This window comes from Klebsiella electrica (genome assembly GCF_006711645.1).
In the GTDB taxonomy this organism is placed as follows: Bacteria; Pseudomonadota; Gammaproteobacteria; order Enterobacterales; family Enterobacteriaceae; genus Klebsiella; species Klebsiella electrica.
This window is the reverse complement of sequence record NZ_CP041247.1, coordinates 745,132-760,229: the sequence shown is the minus strand read 5'-3', so window position 1 is coordinate 760,229 and position 15,098 is coordinate 745,132. Positions and strand designations below refer to the sequence as shown.

Annotated in this window: 17 protein-coding genes; 15 read left to right on the top strand and 2 right to left on the bottom strand. The window is 55.8% G+C overall.

Annotation, left to right across the window (positions count from 1 at the left end; all coding sequences use genetic code 11):
• Window positions 1-95 precede the first annotated feature (95 nt).
• From metK to ruvX, 8 genes are all read left to right on the top strand, one after another.
• Window positions 96-1,250 (top strand): methionine adenosyltransferase, encoded by a 1,155-nt coding sequence (gene metK / locus Electrica_RS03685; RefSeq protein ID WP_100683424.1) that lies wholly within the window; start codon window positions 96-98, stop codon window positions 1,248-1,250.
• 397 nt (window positions 1,251-1,647) lie between these two features.
• A complete protein-coding gene (locus Electrica_RS03680) occupies window positions 1,648-3,042 on the top strand; it encodes a sugar porter family MFS transporter (protein ID WP_100683425.1) in 1,395 nt (464 codons plus the stop codon).
• 79 nt (window positions 3,043-3,121) lie between these two features.
• Window positions 3,122-3,622: a SprT family zinc-dependent metalloprotease gene (locus tag Electrica_RS03675; protein ID WP_131048588.1), complete on the top strand. Its 501-nt coding sequence runs from the start codon at window positions 3,122-3,124 to the stop codon at window positions 3,620-3,622.
• A gap of 94 nt (window positions 3,623-3,716) precedes the next feature.
• Window positions 3,717-4,424 (top strand): deoxyribonuclease I, encoded by a 708-nt coding sequence (gene endA / locus Electrica_RS03670; protein ID WP_100683427.1) that lies wholly within the window; start codon window positions 3,717-3,719, stop codon window positions 4,422-4,424.
• Window positions 4,425-4,512: 88 nt separating this feature from the next.
• Window positions 4,513-5,244, top strand: a complete 732-nt coding sequence (gene rsmE, locus Electrica_RS03665; RefSeq protein ID WP_141963490.1) for a 16S rRNA (uracil(1498)-N(3))-methyltransferase — start codon at window positions 4,513-4,515, stop codon at window positions 5,242-5,244.
• Between the two features lie 20 nt (window positions 5,245-5,264).
• Window positions 5,265-6,212 carry a glutathione synthase gene (gshB, locus tag Electrica_RS03660; RefSeq protein ID WP_141963488.1) on the top strand — a complete coding sequence of 316 codons (948 nt, stop codon included), beginning with the start codon at window positions 5,265-5,267 and terminating at the stop codon, window positions 6,210-6,212.
• 299 nt (window positions 6,213-6,511) lie between these two features.
• The gene (locus tag Electrica_RS03655; protein WP_100683430.1) at window positions 6,512-7,075 is read left to right on the top strand and encodes a YqgE/AlgH family protein; all 564 of its coding nucleotides are present in this window, start codon (window positions 6,512-6,514) and stop codon (window positions 7,073-7,075) included.
• Window positions 7,075-7,491, top strand: coding sequence for a Holliday junction resolvase RuvX (gene ruvX, locus Electrica_RS03650; RefSeq protein WP_004867490.1), 417 nt, complete (start codon window positions 7,075-7,077; stop codon window positions 7,489-7,491). The genes Electrica_RS03655 and ruvX overlap by 1 nt, the downstream gene beginning before the upstream one ends.
• A gap of 70 nt (window positions 7,492-7,561) precedes the next feature.
• Here ruvX and Electrica_RS03645 read toward each other — a convergent pair whose 3' ends face one another.
• Window positions 7,562-8,215, bottom strand: coding sequence for a LuxR C-terminal-related transcriptional regulator (locus Electrica_RS03645; RefSeq protein WP_141963485.1), 654 nt, complete (start codon window positions 8,213-8,215; stop codon window positions 7,562-7,564).
• 335 nt (window positions 8,216-8,550) lie between these two features.
• Window positions 8,551-9,531 (bottom strand): type IV pilus twitching motility protein PilT, encoded by a 981-nt coding sequence (locus Electrica_RS03640; protein WP_141963483.1) that lies wholly within the window; start codon window positions 9,529-9,531, stop codon window positions 8,551-8,553.
• A gap of 16 nt (window positions 9,532-9,547) precedes the next feature.
• Here Electrica_RS03640 and Electrica_RS03635 point away from each other — a divergent pair, with 16 nt between their 5' ends.
• The 7 genes from Electrica_RS03635 (at window position 9,548) to Electrica_RS03605 (ending at window position 15,094) form a co-directional block, all read left to right on the top strand.
• The gene (locus tag Electrica_RS03635) at window positions 9,548-10,252 is read left to right on the top strand and encodes a YggS family pyridoxal phosphate-dependent enzyme (protein WP_131048583.1); all 705 of its coding nucleotides are present in this window, start codon (window positions 9,548-9,550) and stop codon (window positions 10,250-10,252) included.
• Window positions 10,253-10,269: 17 nt separating this feature from the next.
• Window positions 10,270-10,836 carry a YggT family protein gene (locus Electrica_RS03630; RefSeq protein ID WP_100683434.1) on the top strand — a complete coding sequence of 189 codons (567 nt, stop codon included), beginning with the start codon at window positions 10,270-10,272 and terminating at the stop codon, window positions 10,834-10,836.
• Window positions 10,833-11,123 carry a DUF167 family protein YggU gene (gene yggU / locus Electrica_RS03625; RefSeq protein ID WP_032690761.1) on the top strand — a complete coding sequence of 97 codons (291 nt, stop codon included), beginning with the start codon at window positions 10,833-10,835 and terminating at the stop codon, window positions 11,121-11,123. The genes Electrica_RS03630 and yggU overlap by 4 nt, the downstream gene beginning before the upstream one ends.
• A 12-nt stretch (window positions 11,124-11,135) precedes the next feature.
• On the top strand, window positions 11,136-11,729 hold the full coding sequence (locus Electrica_RS03620; RefSeq protein ID WP_100683436.1) for an XTP/dITP diphosphatase: 594 nt from the start codon (window positions 11,136-11,138) through the stop codon (window positions 11,727-11,729).
• Window positions 11,722-12,861 carry a radical SAM family heme chaperone HemW gene (gene hemW / locus Electrica_RS03615; protein ID WP_131048582.1) on the top strand — a complete coding sequence of 380 codons (1,140 nt, stop codon included), beginning with the start codon at window positions 11,722-11,724 and terminating at the stop codon, window positions 12,859-12,861. The genes Electrica_RS03620 and hemW overlap by 8 nt, the downstream gene beginning before the upstream one ends.
• Before the next feature lie 312 nt (window positions 12,862-13,173).
• Window positions 13,174-14,220 (top strand): ABC transporter substrate-binding protein, encoded by a 1,047-nt coding sequence (locus tag Electrica_RS03610; protein WP_100683438.1) that lies wholly within the window; start codon window positions 13,174-13,176, stop codon window positions 14,218-14,220.
• A gap of 61 nt (window positions 14,221-14,281) precedes the next feature.
• Window positions 14,282-15,094 carry an ATP-binding cassette domain-containing protein gene (locus tag Electrica_RS03605; protein ID WP_131048580.1) on the top strand — a complete coding sequence of 271 codons (813 nt, stop codon included), beginning with the start codon at window positions 14,282-14,284 and terminating at the stop codon, window positions 15,092-15,094.
• Window positions 15,095-15,098 lie beyond the last annotated feature (4 nt).

The window sequence follows — 15,098 nt, the reverse complement described above, 5'->3', positions numbered from 1 at the left end:
CGTGTCACTACCTGAAAGCTTTGGTAGAATCATCTATCAAAGTAAATCCACACAACAGTATGAGCTACACAAATACTTAACAGGTAAAACAAAACATGGCAAAACACCTCTTTACGTCCGAGTCTGTATCAGAAGGGCATCCAGACAAAATTGCTGACCAAATCTCCGATGCCGTGCTGGATGCGATCCTCGAACAGGATCCGAAAGCGCGTGTCGCGTGTGAAACTTATGTCAAAACTGGCATGGTGCTGGTCGGCGGTGAAATCACCACCAGCGCATGGGTTGATATCGAAGAGATTACCCGTAACACGGTTCGTGAAATTGGCTACGTGCATTCCGATATGGGCTTTGATGCCAACTCCTGCGCCGTTCTGAGCGCGATTGGTAAACAATCCCCGGATATCAATCAGGGCGTTGATCGCGCCGATCCGCTGGAGCAAGGCGCGGGTGACCAGGGCCTGATGTTTGGCTATGCCACCAACGAAACCGACGTTCTGATGCCAGCGCCAGTCACCTATGCTCACCGTCTGGTGCAGCGTCAGGCTGAAGTGCGCAAAAACGGCACCCTGCCATGGCTGCGCCCGGACGCGAAAAGCCAGGTGACCTTCCAGTACGACGACGGCAAAATCGTCGGTATCGATGCCGTGGTTCTGTCTACTCAGCACGCGGAAGACATCGATCAGAAATCCCTGCAGGAAGCGGTGATGGAAGAGATAATCAAGCCGGTTCTGCCGACCGAATGGCTGAACAGCGCGACCAAATTCTTCATCAACCCGACCGGTCGTTTTGTTATCGGCGGCCCGATGGGCGACTGCGGCCTGACCGGTCGTAAAATCATCGTCGATACCTACGGCGGCATGGCTCGTCACGGCGGCGGTGCGTTCTCCGGTAAAGATCCGTCTAAAGTTGACCGTTCTGCAGCCTATGCCGCACGCTATGTGGCGAAAAACATCGTTGCGGCTGGCCTGGCCGACCGTTGTGAGATTCAGGTCTCCTACGCTATCGGCGTGGCGGAACCGACCTCCATTATGGTGGAAACGTTCGGTACCGAAAAAGTGCCGTCCGAGCAGCTGACTCTGCTGGTGCGTGAATTCTTCGACCTGCGTCCTTACGGCCTGATCCAGATGCTGGATCTGCTGCACCCGATCTACAAAGAGACCGCAGCATACGGTCACTTCGGTCGTGAACATTTCCCGTGGGAAAAAACCGACAAAGCCGCTCTGCTGCGTGAAGCCGCCGGCCTGAAATAATCCCGACGTTTTTTCCTGCCAGGGCCAGCCTCGTGCTGGCCTTTTTATTTTCCCCTTCCGCCCTCTCCGCCACCCCACATTGTCACGGCGTGCATCCCTTTTCAGCCCCCTGAAATGAAAGCGATTACATAAGAGCTGTAGCCAAAAAACAACTAAGATTACGGATTAGTGAAACAATTTTTCATCATATTGCATGATGTTTCAGGGTTGTCTGAGTAGCGCTTTTTTCAGGTACAGCTATAATAATTTATCTATTTGAAATTAATGGATTTTAATAGATTACGTTTCTTTACCTTAGTGTAACCGATTACACAGCCGTGATTGATATCACGTTTTTTTGCGATAGACTCTCCTACCCTAAGCATCGACAGTATCAATAACTCAACCGGAGGGCGTTATGCCTGACAACAAAAAACAAGGGCGCTCGAACAAAACGATGACGTTCTTTGTCTGTTTCCTCGCCGCGCTGGCGGGCCTGCTTTTCGGCCTTGATATCGGTGTTATTGCGGGTGCCTTACCCTTTATTGCCAACGAGTTCCAGATAAGCGCTCATACTCAGGAATGGGTGGTGAGCTCCATGATGTTCGGCGCCGCCGTCGGTGCCGTCGGCAGCGGCTGGCTCTCCTTCCGTCTCGGGCGGAAAAAGAGCCTGATGATCGGCGCGATCCTGTTCGTCGCCGGTTCGCTGTTCTCCGCTGCCGCCCCGAACGTTGAAGTGCTGCTCGTCTCCCGCGTGCTGCTCGGCCTGGCCGTTGGCGTCGCGTCGTACACCGCGCCGCTGTACCTGTCGGAGATTGCGCCCGAAAAAATCCGCGGCAGCATGATTTCAATGTATCAGCTGATGATCACCATCGGGATCCTCGGCGCCTATCTGTCGGACACCGCCTTCAGCTACAGCGGCGCATGGCGCTGGATGCTGGGGGTGATTATCATCCCGGCAATTCTGCTGCTGATTGGCGTTATCTTCCTGCCGGACAGCCCGCGCTGGTTTGCGGCCAAACGCCGCTTTGTCGACGCCGAACGCGTCCTGCTGCGCCTGCGCGACACCAGCGCTGAAGCCAAACGCGAGCTGGATGAAATTCGTGAAAGCCTGAAGATCAAGCAGTCTGGCTGGGAGCTGTTTAAAGAAAACAGCAACTTCCGCCGCGCCGTGTTCCTCGGCATCCTGCTGCAGGTGATGCAACAGTTCACCGGGATGAACGTCATCATGTATTACGCGCCGAAGATTTTTGAACTGGCGGGTTATGCCAATACCACCGAACAGATGTGGGGGACTGTCATCGTCGGTCTGACCAACGTGCTGGCGACCTTCATCGCTATCGGGCTGGTTGACCGCTGGGGGCGTAAACCGACGCTGATCCTCGGCTTTATCGTCATGGCCGCCGGTATGGGCGTGCTGGGCGCGATGATGCACATGGGTATTCACTCAGCCACCGCCCAGTACTTCGCCGTACTGATGCTGCTGATGTTTATCGTTGGCTTCGCCATGAGCGCTGGCCCGCTGATCTGGGTGCTGTGTTCTGAAATTCAGCCGCTGAAAGGCCGCGATTTCGGCATCACCTGCTCTACGGCCACCAACTGGATCGCCAATATGATAGTCGGCGCCACCTTCCTGACCATGCTTAACTCGCTGGGCAGCGCGAACACCTTCTGGGTCTACGGCGGTCTGAACGTCCTGTTCATTCTGCTGACGCTGTGGCTTATCCCGGAAACCAAAAACGTTTCGCTGGAACACATCGAACGTAACCTGATGAAAGGCCGCCCGCTGCGCGAAATCGGCGCTCGCGACTGACCGTTAACGCTTCCTCCCCTGGCGGGAGGAAGCGTCTGCCTCTTGCTCTCCCCGTCACGGCGCACTATCCTCTGGCGCTATGAAAACGCCCCGAATTCCCATCGCCATTCAGCAGGCCGTTATGCGCAGCCTGCGGGAAAAGCTCGCCCAGGCCAACCTCAGGCTTGACCGTCAATACCCGGAACCGAGCCTGGTTTACCAGCAGCGCGGCACCTCCGCCGGTACCGCCTGGCTGGAAAAGAACGAAATTCGCCTCAACCCGGTGCTGCTGCTGGAAAACCAGCAGGCCTTTATCGATGAAGTCGTCCCGCATGAACTGGCGCATCTGCTGGTCTGGAAACACTTCGGCCGCGTGGCGCCGCACGGCAAAGAGTGGAAATGGATGATGGAGAGCGTGCTCGGTGTCGCCGCCCGTCGCACCCATCGTTTCGAACTCGACTCCGTTCGCCGGAACACCTTCCCTTACCGCTGCCAGTGCCAGCAGCATCAGCTCACCGTCCGTCGCCACAACCGCGTCGTTCGGGGTGAAGCGACTTACCGCTGCGTTCGCTGCGGCGATCTGCTGGTCGCCGAAGAGTAAATATCGGCTACAACTGGAAATTTTCTGATCTGACTGATTGCATCTGACAATCGCATTCGCTACGTTGCGGGCTCGTTTTGACACGGAGTTCACGATGTCCCGTATTTATGTGTTTGCCGCGGCGTTTCTGACCGCCGCCTGTAGCGGCCAGGTCGCGGCCGAAGGAATCACCAGTTTTGCCCAGGCGAAAGCCGCCGGGGTAAAGGTCAATGCCGATGCCCCCGGCGATTTCTACTGCGGCTGTAAAATCGACTGGCAGGGGAAAAAAGGCGTTATCGATCTGGAATCTTGCGGTTATAAAGTGCGTAAAAATGAAAACCGCGCCAGTCGGGTCGAGTGGGAGCACGTCGTTCCGGCCTGGCAGTTTGGCCACCAGCGCCAGTGCTGGCAGGACGGCGGGCGGAAAAACTGCGCCAAAGACCCGGTCTATCGCCAGATGGAAAGCGATATGCACAACCTGCAGCCGGCCGTGGGCGAAGTTAACGGCGACCGCGCCAACTTTATGTATGGTCAGTGGAACGGCGGCGAAGGCCAGTACGGCCAGTGCGCCATGAAGGTCGACTTTAAGGATAAGGTTGCCGAGCCGCCCGCCCGCGCCCGCGGTGCTATCGCCCGTACCTACTTCTATATGCGCGATACTTATCAGCTGACCCTCTCCCGCCAGCAAACCCAGCTTTTTACCGCCTGGGATAAGTTGTATCCGGTCACCTCCTGGGAGTGCGAACGCGACGAGCGCATCGCTAAAGTACAGGGCAACCACAATCCGTACGTCCAGCGAGCTTGCCAGGCGCAAAAGAGCTAACCTACACTAGCGGCAATTGTTAATTTGCAGGCGCCGCGTTCCCACGAAATGGAAAAGCGGCGCCTGCGCGAAGAACGGAATACCCAGCATGCGCATCCCTCGCATCCACCACCCGGAACCTATTACCGTAGGCAGTCAAATCGCCCTCTCTGACGATGCCGCCAATCACGTTGGCCGCGTATTGCGTATGGGCAAAGGCCAGGCCATCCAGCTTTTTGACGGCAGCAATCAGGTTTTCGAGGCGGTGATCGCCGAAGCCGGCAAGAAAAACGTGTTAGTTGACGTGATCGGCAGCGAAACAGACGATCGCGAATCCCCTCTGCATATTCACCTGGGCCAGGTGATGTCGCGCGGCGAAAAGATGGAATTCACCATCCAGAAATCGATTGAACTCGGTGTAAGCCTCATAACGCCACTGTTTTCCGAGCGCTGCGGCGTTAAACTGGACGCCGAACGTTTGCAGAAAAAGATCCAGCAGTGGCAGAAAATCGCCATCGCCGCCTGCGAGCAGAGCGGCCGCAACGTGGTGCCGGAGATTCGCCCGGCGATGCAGCTGGAGGCCTGGTGCGCTGAAGCGGATAATGGTCTGAAGCTCAATCTACACCCGCGCGCCAGCGCCAGTATCAACACGCTGCCATTGCCGGTTGAACGCGTTCGTTTGCTGATTGGCCCGGAAGGCGGCCTGTCAGCGGAAGAGATAGCGATGACCGCTCGCTACCAGTTTACTGATATTCTGTTGGGACCGCGCGTTCTGCGTACAGAGACAACTGCGCTCACTGCCATTACCGCCCTGCAGGTGCGTTTTGGCGACTTAGGTTGAAGCGTTAACGGAGAATAACAATGATCAAGCTCGGCATCGTGATGGACCCCATCGCAACCATCAACATCAAGAAAGACACCAGCTTCGCTATGTTGCTGGAAGCCCAGCGTCGCGGCTATGAACTCCATTATATGGAGATGAACGACCTGTACTTAATCAACGGGGACGCCCGCGCCCGTACGCGTAAGCTGAGCGTGGAGCAGAATTACGATAAGTGGTACGAGTTTACCGGCGAGCAGGATCTGCCGCTGGCGGATCTCGACGTCATTCTGATGCGTAAGGATCCGCCGTTTGATACCGAGTTTATTTACGCGACCTACATTCTTGAACGTGCCGAAGATAAAGGCACTCTGATCGTCAACAAACCGCAGAGCCTGCGCGACTGTAACGAAAAGCTGTTTACCGCCTGGTTTGCCGATCTGACGCCGGAAACGCTGGTGACCCGCAATAAAGCCCAGCTGAAAGCCTTCTGGGAAAAGCACGGCGACATTATTCTCAAACCGCTGGACGGTATGGGCGGCGCCTCTATTTTCCGCGTAAAAGAGGGCGATCCGAACCTGCCGGTGATTGCGGAAACGCTGACCGAGCTGGGCAGCCGTTACTGCATGGCGCAGAACTACCTGCCGGCCATTAAAGATGGCGATAAGCGCGTGCTGGTTGTCGACGGCGAGCCGGTGCCTTATTGCCTGGCGCGTATCCCGCAGGGTGGGGAAACCCGTGGAAATCTTGCGGCCGGCGGCCGCGGCGAAGCGCGTCCGCTGAGCGATAGCGACTGGGCCATTGCGCGCCGCGTCGGGCCGACGCTGAAAGCCAAAGGGCTGATCTTCGTCGGTCTGGATATCATCGGCGATCGTCTGACGGAAATTAATGTCACCAGCCCAACCTGCGTACGCGAAATTGAAGCGGCGTTCCCGATCTCCATCACCGGTATGCTGATGGACGCTATCGAGAAGCGCCTCAATAAATAAATGACATCGGGCGGCTGCCGCAGCGAGCCCCCGGGAGCATAGTCCACTATGTGACCGGGTTGAGCGAGAAAATCAACGCCCCGGTCGCCTGAAAGATACGCCGCGAGATTCAACGAAAGATTTCAGGCTACAGGCAGGCGATGACGCAGCGAGTGCCCGGGAGCATAGTCCACTATGTGACCGGGTTGAGCGAGGAAATCAACGCCCCTGTCGCCTGAAAGATAAAGTTGAATCGACAGGTCCTTGCTTTACCCGCATACTGGGTGCTGCTTTTTGAACCAGGAACAGAACCTCTGACAATGAATTTACAGCATCACTTTCTGATTGCCATGCCTGCTCTTCAGGATCCGATATTCCGCCGCTCCGTGGTCTATATCTGCGAATACAACGACGATGGCGCCATGGGCATTATCATCAATAAGCCGCTGGAAAACTTGCAGATTGACGGAATTCTGGAAAAGTTAAACATTGTCGCTGAACCGCGCAATCCGGAGATTCGTCTGGATAAGCCGGTGATGCTCGGCGGGCCGCTGGCGGAAGATCGCGGTTTTATTCTGCACTCACCGCCTTCTGATTTTTCCTCCAGCATCCGCATCTCCGATAACACGGTGATCACCACTTCCCGCGACGTACTGGAAACGCTCGGTACGGACAAGCAACCGGCTAACGTCCTGGTTGCGCTGGGTTATTCCTCCTGGGAAAAGGGTCAGCTGGAACAGGAAATCCTTGATAACGCCTGGCTGACGGCCCCGGCGGATCAGAATATTTTGTTTAAAACGCCTATTGCCGAGCGTTGGCGCGAGGCGGCGAAACTGATCGGTATTGATATTGTGACGATGCCCGGCATAGCGGGGCACGCATAATGAGCGGAACATTATTAGGTTTTGATTTCGGCACCAAAAGCATCGGCGTTGCGGTCGGCCAACGCATTACCGGTACCGCACGCCCTCTTCCCGCGCTGAAAGCGCAGGACGGTAAACCGGACTGGAACGTTATCGAAAAGCTGCTTAAAGAGTGGCAACCAGAGGCGGTCATCGTCGGCCTGCCGTTGAATATGGACGGCACTGAGCAGCCGCTCACCGCGCGCGCACGTAACTTCGCCAATAAAATTCACGGCCGCTTTGGGGTGAAAATCACGCTGCACGACGAGCGCTTGAGCACGGTAGAAGCCCGCGCCGGGCTGTTTGAGCACGGCGGGTTCCGCGCCCTGAACAAAGGCAGTATTGATTCAGCCTCTGCGGTGATAATCCTGGAAAGCTACTTCGAGCAGGGCTTCTGATCCCGCTCGCCATGATGATGGCGCCCACTTCTGCAAAGTGGCGCCATCGCACTTTCGCCTGTCTTAATGCCTAGTGACGCAAATGTTCATTCGCCCAGCTGACGGCCTGGGTGCGGTTTTTTACGCTCAGCTTACGGAAAACATTGTACAGATGCGTGCGTACCGTGTTTTCACTGATAAACAGCGCACGAGCAATATCCATATTGGTTGCGCCGCAGCGTAATTCATTGAGAATTTCACATTCACGCTCGGTCAGCGGCGACCTCTCCGTCGGCAGCGATGTCTGATCCACGGCATACATCGCCGGGTGCATCACGCTCAATTCAGCCGTCTGTTCGCCATTAAGTACGGCCTTAACGCCCTCAATTAAACGCGATTCATCATCGTCATGGCGGAAAACGCCGTACAGCGCAGGCCACTGCGTCATTTCATAAAGCTCATATTTTTGTGCGCTATTGATAATCAGCAGTCGCGGATTTTCCGCATAAGACCGAATAAGATCTCGCCACAGCCCATTGAGCTTTTTATTCGATACAGCAATATCAAATAATATTACTGATTCTTTCGGCAACCGTTGAGTTAGCGGTTTGTTAATATTATGAAGCGTCACCATAACCGACAAAGTATCGGTCAGGTAAGTGGCAAACGCCTTACTCTGAATTGACGGATGAGTAATAAAAACAATCTGACAAGAATTGGATGAATTGCCTGAAAAATTAATCACTTAAAACTCTCCTTAGCAAATACCCACCATCGTAGCGGTTAAATGAATTAAACTTAAAATTACAAAAAATTAATAAATTTACATTTTAAAAAAATATTTCATAGGAAACGTCCTATCTCCATAAACAGCATAAGTCGAACATATGAAAAGTGTCAAAAGATAATCTTATTTTTTTCTTTATTTTGCGAGAAAAATGTCAACTACCATTTCATGGGGGTCATTAATTTGACGTAGTCATTTAGTCGTATGTGATATTCATCCCTAATAACCGCAAACATTCATAAAACATTACGATAACAACGCACTGGCATGACAACTGGATATTAAAACGGCGCTTATAACAGGCCCGCTGCCACACGCTGTTGAAAACTTTGCGTAAAAGTCAGCATGCCGGCTTGTTGCCCGGTTTGCATCACCCCCGGCAGTTGATGAGTTTTCCCTTCGCGGATCAAATTCGCTACCGCCAGGGTGTTCAGCAAAAGCTCGTATAGCGCAACTCTTCCCCCTGACGCTGTCGGCAGTAATTTTTGTGCCAGCACCGCACATAAACTTCCCGCTAGCTGGCTACGTATGGGTTCTTTTTCCTGCGCGGGGAAGACATCCACCAGTCGCTCAATCGCCTGCGCCGCACCTCGGGTATGCAGCGTGGCCATCACCAGATGTCCGGTCTCGGCAGCGGTCAGCGCCAGGCGGATCGTTTCGCTGTCGCGCAGCTCACCCAGCAGAATCACATCGGGATCCTGGCGCAGTGCCGCCCGCAGCGCCGAGGAAAAAGAGGGGCAGTCGCGCCCGATTTCACGCTGCTGAATCAGACATCGCTCGCTGTGATGGACAAACTCCACCGGATCTTCAAGGGTCAGAATATGCCCTTCGCGCTGCTGGTTGAGATGATTGACCATCGCCGCCAGCGTGGTCGACTTACCGCTGCCGGTGGCGCCGGTTACCAGAATCAAACCGCTTTCTTCATTCAGCAGTTCCGTCAGCGCCGCGGGCACATGCAGCGCCTCAATCCGGGGGCAGCTTTCCGGCAACAGGCGCAGCGCTAACGAAATCCCCTGAGCGTGAGAAAATGCGTTGGCACGAAGGCGCGGTACGCCGACGGGGGCTAAGGCAAAATCGACCTGTCCGTTGGCCAGCCAGTGCGCGCGCTGATGCTCATCGAGCCACGTATCAAGCCATTTCACGATATCCGGCGTGTGAAATGGCGCCGGCTCAAGCTTTCCCTGCCGACGCCAGCGCGCTGCCGAGGTATTGCACAGGTGTAGATCGGAGACATTATGCTTTACACTAAGGGCCACGATTTCTTCCAGCTCCATAACACATCCTCGGAATATGAACGATATTGCGCATAACCTGGCACAGGTCCGGGACAAAATCTCAGACGCTGCCGCACGCTGCGGCCGCGCTCCAGAAGAAATTACGTTGCTTGCAGTGAGTAAAACTAAGCCTGCGAGTGCGATTGAAGAAGCGATAGCCGCAGGCCAGGTGGCTTTTGGCGAAAACTACGTCCAGGAAGGGGTGGAAAAAATCCGCTACTTCCAGGAAGCGGGCACCTGTTCGCTGCAGTGGCACTTTATCGGGCCGCTGCAGTCCAACAAAAGTCGTCTGGTGGCGGAACATTTTGACTGGTGCCACACCGTCGATCGTCTGAAAATCGCCATGCGGCTTAGCGAGCAGCGCCCTTCGCATCTTCCGCCGCTTAATGTCTTGATTCAAATAAACATTAGTGACGAACAGAGCAAGTCGGGCCTTCCGCTGTCAGCGCTGGATGCGCTGGCAGCGGAGATTGCCGCTCTGCCCAACCTGCAGCTACGCGGGTTAATGGCTATTCCGGCGCCTGAGTCAGAATATGTAAGGCAGTTTGCCGTGGCCCAACAAATGGCGGTAGCATTTGCGCGATTGAAAACGCAATACCCTACGGTCGATACGTTGTCTTTGGGCATGTCGGATGATATGGAAGCCGCAATCGCGGCGGGAAGCACGATGGTGCGCATCGGTACCGCAATTTTCGGTGCGCGCGACTACAGCAAAAATTAAGGAATCTGAGGAACGCCATGAAGACGTTGACTTTCCTGCTGGCAACGGTCATTGAACTCTACACGATGATCATGTTGCTACGCGTCTGGATGCAGTGGGCACGCTGCGATTTTTACAACCCGTTTTCGCAGTTTATCGTTAAGGTCACCCAGCCTGTCGTGGGGCCGCTGCGACGCATTATCCCGGCCATGGGGCCCATCGACAGCTCCTCGCTGCTGGTCGCCTTTATTCTCTGCGTCGTGAAAGCCATCGTGCTGTTTATGGTGGTCACCTTCCAGCCGATTATCTGGATCTCCGCGCTGCTGATTCTGATAAAGACCGTCGGCCTGCTGATATTCTGGGTGCTGCTGCTGATGGCTATCATGAGCTGGGTAAGCCAGGGTCGTAGTCCGGTGGAGTTTGTTCTGATGCAACTGGCCGATCCGCTGCTGCGCCCGATCCGCAAAATGCTGCCGTCGATGGGGGGTATCGACTTCTCGCCGATGGTGCTGGTGCTGCTGCTGTACGTGGTCAATATGGGCATCGCCGAACTGCTGCAGGCGACGGGTAACGTCCTGCTTCCGGGGCTGTGGATGGCGCTATGAGTGCCGTCGAAGCCTGCGCCGACGGGCTGGTGTTGCGGCTGTATATTCAGCCCAAGGCCAGCCGTGACAGCATCGTTGGTTTACATGGCGACGAACTGAAAGTCGCCATTACCGCTCCCCCCGTAGATGGCCAGGCCAATGCCCACCTGGTTAAATTCCTCGCCAAACAGTTTCGTGTCGCGAAAAGCCAGGTTCTGCTTGAAAAAGGGGAGCTTGGCCGCCACAAACAGATAAAAATCATCAACCCGCAACAGATCCCGACTGCGGTCGCGGCACTGACAAAATAGACAGGATTAATGATGCAAAAAGTTGTTCTCGCCACCGGTAACGCCGGGAAAGTTCGCGAGCTAGCCTCGCTGCTGGAAGATTTTGGACTGGATATCGTTGCGCAAACCGATCTGGGCGTAGATTCCGCCGAGGAAACCGGACTGACCTTTATCGAAAATGCGATTCTGAAAGCCCGTCATGCCGCGCAGATAACCGGTTTACCGGCAATTGCCGACGACTCAGGGATTGCGGTAGATGCGCTGGGCGGCGCGCCGGGGATCTATTCTGCTCGCTACTCCGGGGAAGACGCCAGCGACCAGCAGAACCTGGAAAAGCTGCTCGATGCCCTGAAGGAGGTCCCGGACGACCAGCGTCAGGCGCAGTTCCACTGCGTGCTGGTCTATCTGCGCCATGCTGCCGACCCGACGCCGGTTGTTTGTCACGGCAGCTGGCCCGGGGTCATTACCCGTCAGGCGGCGGGCAACGGTGGTTTCGGCTACGATCCGATTTTCTTTGTTCCGTCCGAGGGCAAGACCGCGGCGGAGCTGAGCCGTGAAGAAAAAAGCGCGATTTCCCATCGCGGACGCGCGTTAAAACTGTTACTGGAAGCATTACGTAATGGCTAATTTGCCGCCTCTGAGCCTGTATATTCATATTCCCTGGTGCGTGCAGAAATGCCCGTACTGCGACTTTAACTCGCATGCGCTAAAAGGCGAGGTGCCGCACGACGATTATGTGCAGCATCTGCTGACCGACCTGCGGGCCGATGCCGCCTACGCCCAGGGACGTGAGATCGGCACGATTTTTATCGGTGGAGGAACGCCGAGCCTGCTCTCCGGGCCGGCGATGCAAACCCTGCTCGACGGCGTGCGCGACTGCCTGCCGCTGGCCGCGGGTGCGGAGATCACCATGGAGGCCAACCCAGGCACCGTGGAGGCCGATCGCTTCGTGGAGTACCAGCGGGCGGGCGTCAACCGCATCTCCATCGGCGTGCAAAGCTTTAGCGAACCGAAACTACAACGCCTGGGCCGCATTCACGGCCCCGCAGAGGCGAAACGGGCGGCGCAACTGGCCAGTGGTCTCGGGCTGCGCAGCTTCAATCTCGACCTGATGCACGGCCTGCCGGACCAGTCGCTGGAAGAGGCGCTGGACGATCTGCGTCAGGCCATCGAGCTGAATCCACCGCATCTCTCCTGGTATCAGCTGACCATTGAGCCGAATACCCTGTTTGGCTCCCGTCCGCCGGTGCTGCCGGATGACGACGCCCTGTGGGATATCTTTGAGCAGGGACATCGTCTGCTGACGGCGGCAGGTTATCAGCAGTATGAGACCTCGGCCTACGCGAAGCCGGGCTACCAGTGCCAGCACAACCTCAACTACTGGCGTTTTGGCGACTACCTTGGTATCGGCTGCGGCGCGCACGGGAAAATCACCTTCCCGGGCGGGCGCATTCTGCGTACGGCAAAAACGCGCCATCCGCGGGGCTATATGGAAGGTCGCTACCTCGAGCGCCAGCATGACGTGGCAGCCGCCGACAAACCCTTCGAGTTCTTTATGAACCGCTTCCGTCTGCTGGAAGCGGCGCCACGCAGTGAATTCAGCCGCTATACCGGTCTGGAAGAATGCGTGATCCGGCCGCAAATTGATGCCGCCATCGCCCAAGGCTACCTGGCGGAAGATGAGCACAACTGGCAGATAACCGAGCACGGCAAGCTGTTTTTAAACTCGCTGCTGGAACTGTTTCTCAGCGAAGAGTAATCCCCACGGGCGGTCCTCGACCGTCCGTGGTTGTTCTTTGCTCCCCCACTTCTCCGTCCGTTTTTTGTCCGCGAACCGGTCAAATTGCCCGATCGTTTTTTATGCAATTCTTTGCAGCCAATCACAAATCCGCATCGACTTTTTTCCATTTCTTGACTCCGTTTTAGCGCGGTGGTAATCCTGCTTCATCGGTTGAGCAAATGTAAAACCGAAGTATCCTACATGTGAATTATTAGTAACTCTTATTAAAAAAGTCTTTATGACGTCGGCTCCGGCCGGCGGGCTCAAGCATATAAAAAAGAGGGTAATATAATGAATTACCGTAATATTTTTATCGCACTCGCCACCATATCCGGTGGTATCGCCGCCTCGGCGCAAGCCGCCGAATCCGCTACCGTGGCATTTCTCATGCCCGACCAGGCCTCCACGCGTTATGAGCAGCATGATTTCCCCGGTTTCAAAGCGGAAATGAGCAAACTGTGTGCAGAGTGTAAGGTCATTTATCAAAACGCTAACGCCAGCGCGACGCTGCAACAGCAGCAGTTCAATTCGGTCATTGCCCAGGGGGCGAAAATTATCGTCCTCGATCCGGTGGACTCCTCCGCGGCGGCGGCGCTGGTCGAAAATGCCCAGGCTCAGGATGTTAAAGTGATCGCTTACGATCGCCCGATCCCCGGCAAGCCTGCCGATTTTTACGTCTCGTTTGATAACGAAGGTATCGGCTATGCGATTGCTAAATCGTTGGTCGACCATCTGAAAGCGAGCGGCGTGGCGAAAGATGCCGGCGTTCTGCAAATTAACGGCTCGCCGACCGATGCCGCCGCCGGGTTGATTCGCGACGGTATCCATCGCGGCCTGAAAGAGTCGGGGTATAAAACGCTGGCGGAGTTTGATACGCCGGAATGGGCGCCGCCAAAAGCGCAGGAGTGGGCCGCCGGGCAAATAACCCGCTTCGGGGACAAAATTAAAGGCGTCGTCGCGGCCAATGACGGCACCGGCGGCGGCGCCATTGCCGCCTTTAAAGCCGCCGGCGTACAGCCGGTTCCGCCGGTCACCGGTAACGATGCGACGATTGCCGCGCTGCAGCTCATCATCGCTGGCGACCAGTACAACACCATCTCCAAACCGTCAGAAATCGTTGCCGCCGCGGCGGCGAAAGTGGCCGTGGAACTCATGCAGGGTAAGAAACCGCAGGCGAGCACCACGCTGTACAACACGCCTTCTCAGCTGTTTACCCCGGCGGTCATCACCGCCAAAAATATCAAAGCGGAAATTTTCGATAAAAAGATCCAGACCTACGCTCAGGTGTGTACCGGTGAATACACCGCGGCCTGCCAGAAATTAGGTATTGAGAAGTAATGCTGCCCCTGCGTCCGTCGTCGCCGACGGGCGTAGTTTCGCCATCATTGAGGTCTTTTTTATGTCGCAACAACAAGACATTGTCGCCAGCACCAGGCAACCTATTTTGAAACTGAGTCATGTTTCTAAGCACTTCGGCGCGGTCTCCGCCCTGACGGATATCGAGCTGGAGGTTCATGCCGGCGAAGTGGTCGCGCTGGTGGGCGATAACGGCGCGGGAAAATCCACGCTGGTGAAAATTCTCGCCGGCGTACACCAGCCCACGACCGGCACTATTGAGTTTGACGGCAAGGTCATCACTCTCGACAGTCCGGGCAAGGCGCTGGAGTACGGTATCGCCACGGTCTTTCAGGATTTAGCGCTGTGCGAAAATCTCGACGTCGTCGCGAACCTGTTTTTAGGCCACGAGATTTCGCCATTGCAACTGGACGAAGTGGCGATGGAGGTACGGGCATGGACGTTATTGCAGGAGCTGGCGGCCAGAATCCCGTCGGTGCGCGAGCCGATTGCCTCGCTTTCCGGCGGCCAGCGCCAGACGGTGGCAATTGCGCGTTCGCTGCTGATGAACCCGAAAATCATCATGCTTGATGAGCCCACCGCCGCGCTCGGGGTGGCCCAGACGGCGGAAGTGCTCAATCTGATTGAGCGCGTTCGCGAGCGCGGCCTCGGCGTCATTATCATCAGCCACAACATGGAAGATGTCCGTGCGGTGGCCGATCGCATCGTGGTGCTGCGGCTCGGACGCAATAAAGGCATCTTTACCCCCGACGCCTCAAACCAGGATCTGGTGGCGGCCATTACCGGTGCAACAGAAAATGCCGTGTCACGTCGCGTCGAACGGAAATCGCAGTCTGGCACTTGCGGAGTGATTTAATTTT

Bases quoted from the DNA above. Each gene is read 5' to 3' on its own strand.
- metK (WP_100683424.1), top strand. From the start codon at position 96: ATGGCAAAACACCTCTTTACGTCCGAGTCTGTATCAGAAGGGCATCCA.
- Electrica_RS03680 (WP_100683425.1), top strand. From the start codon at position 1,648: ATGCCTGACAACAAAAAACAAGGGCGCTCGAACAAAACGATGACGTTC.
- Electrica_RS03675 (WP_131048588.1), top strand. From the start codon at position 3,122: ATGAAAACGCCCCGAATTCCCATCGCCATTCAGCAGGCCGTTATGCGC.
- endA (WP_100683427.1), top strand. From the start codon at position 3,717: ATGTCCCGTATTTATGTGTTTGCCGCGGCGTTTCTGACCGCCGCCTGT.
- rsmE (WP_141963490.1), top strand. From the start codon at position 4,513: ATGCGCATCCCTCGCATCCACCACCCGGAACCTATTACCGTAGGCAGT.
- gshB (WP_141963488.1), top strand. From the start codon at position 5,265: ATGATCAAGCTCGGCATCGTGATGGACCCCATCGCAACCATCAACATC.
- Electrica_RS03655 (WP_100683430.1), top strand. From the start codon at position 6,512: ATGAATTTACAGCATCACTTTCTGATTGCCATGCCTGCTCTTCAGGAT.
- ruvX (WP_004867490.1), top strand. From the start codon at position 7,075: ATGAGCGGAACATTATTAGGTTTTGATTTCGGCACCAAAAGCATCGGC.
- Electrica_RS03640 (WP_141963483.1), bottom strand. From the start codon at position 9,531: ATGGAGCTGGAAGAAATCGTGGCCCTTAGTGTAAAGCATAATGTCTCC.
- Electrica_RS03635 (WP_131048583.1), top strand. From the start codon at position 9,548: ATGAACGATATTGCGCATAACCTGGCACAGGTCCGGGACAAAATCTCA.
- Electrica_RS03630 (WP_100683434.1), top strand. From the start codon at position 10,270: ATGAAGACGTTGACTTTCCTGCTGGCAACGGTCATTGAACTCTACACG.
- yggU (WP_032690761.1), top strand. From the start codon at position 10,833: ATGAGTGCCGTCGAAGCCTGCGCCGACGGGCTGGTGTTGCGGCTGTAT.
- Electrica_RS03620 (WP_100683436.1), top strand. From the start codon at position 11,136: ATGCAAAAAGTTGTTCTCGCCACCGGTAACGCCGGGAAAGTTCGCGAG.
- hemW (WP_131048582.1), top strand. From the start codon at position 11,722: ATGGCTAATTTGCCGCCTCTGAGCCTGTATATTCATATTCCCTGGTGC.
- Electrica_RS03610 (WP_100683438.1), top strand. From the start codon at position 13,174: ATGAATTACCGTAATATTTTTATCGCACTCGCCACCATATCCGGTGGT.
- Electrica_RS03605 (WP_131048580.1), top strand. From the start codon at position 14,282: ATGTCGCAACAACAAGACATTGTCGCCAGCACCAGGCAACCTATTTTG.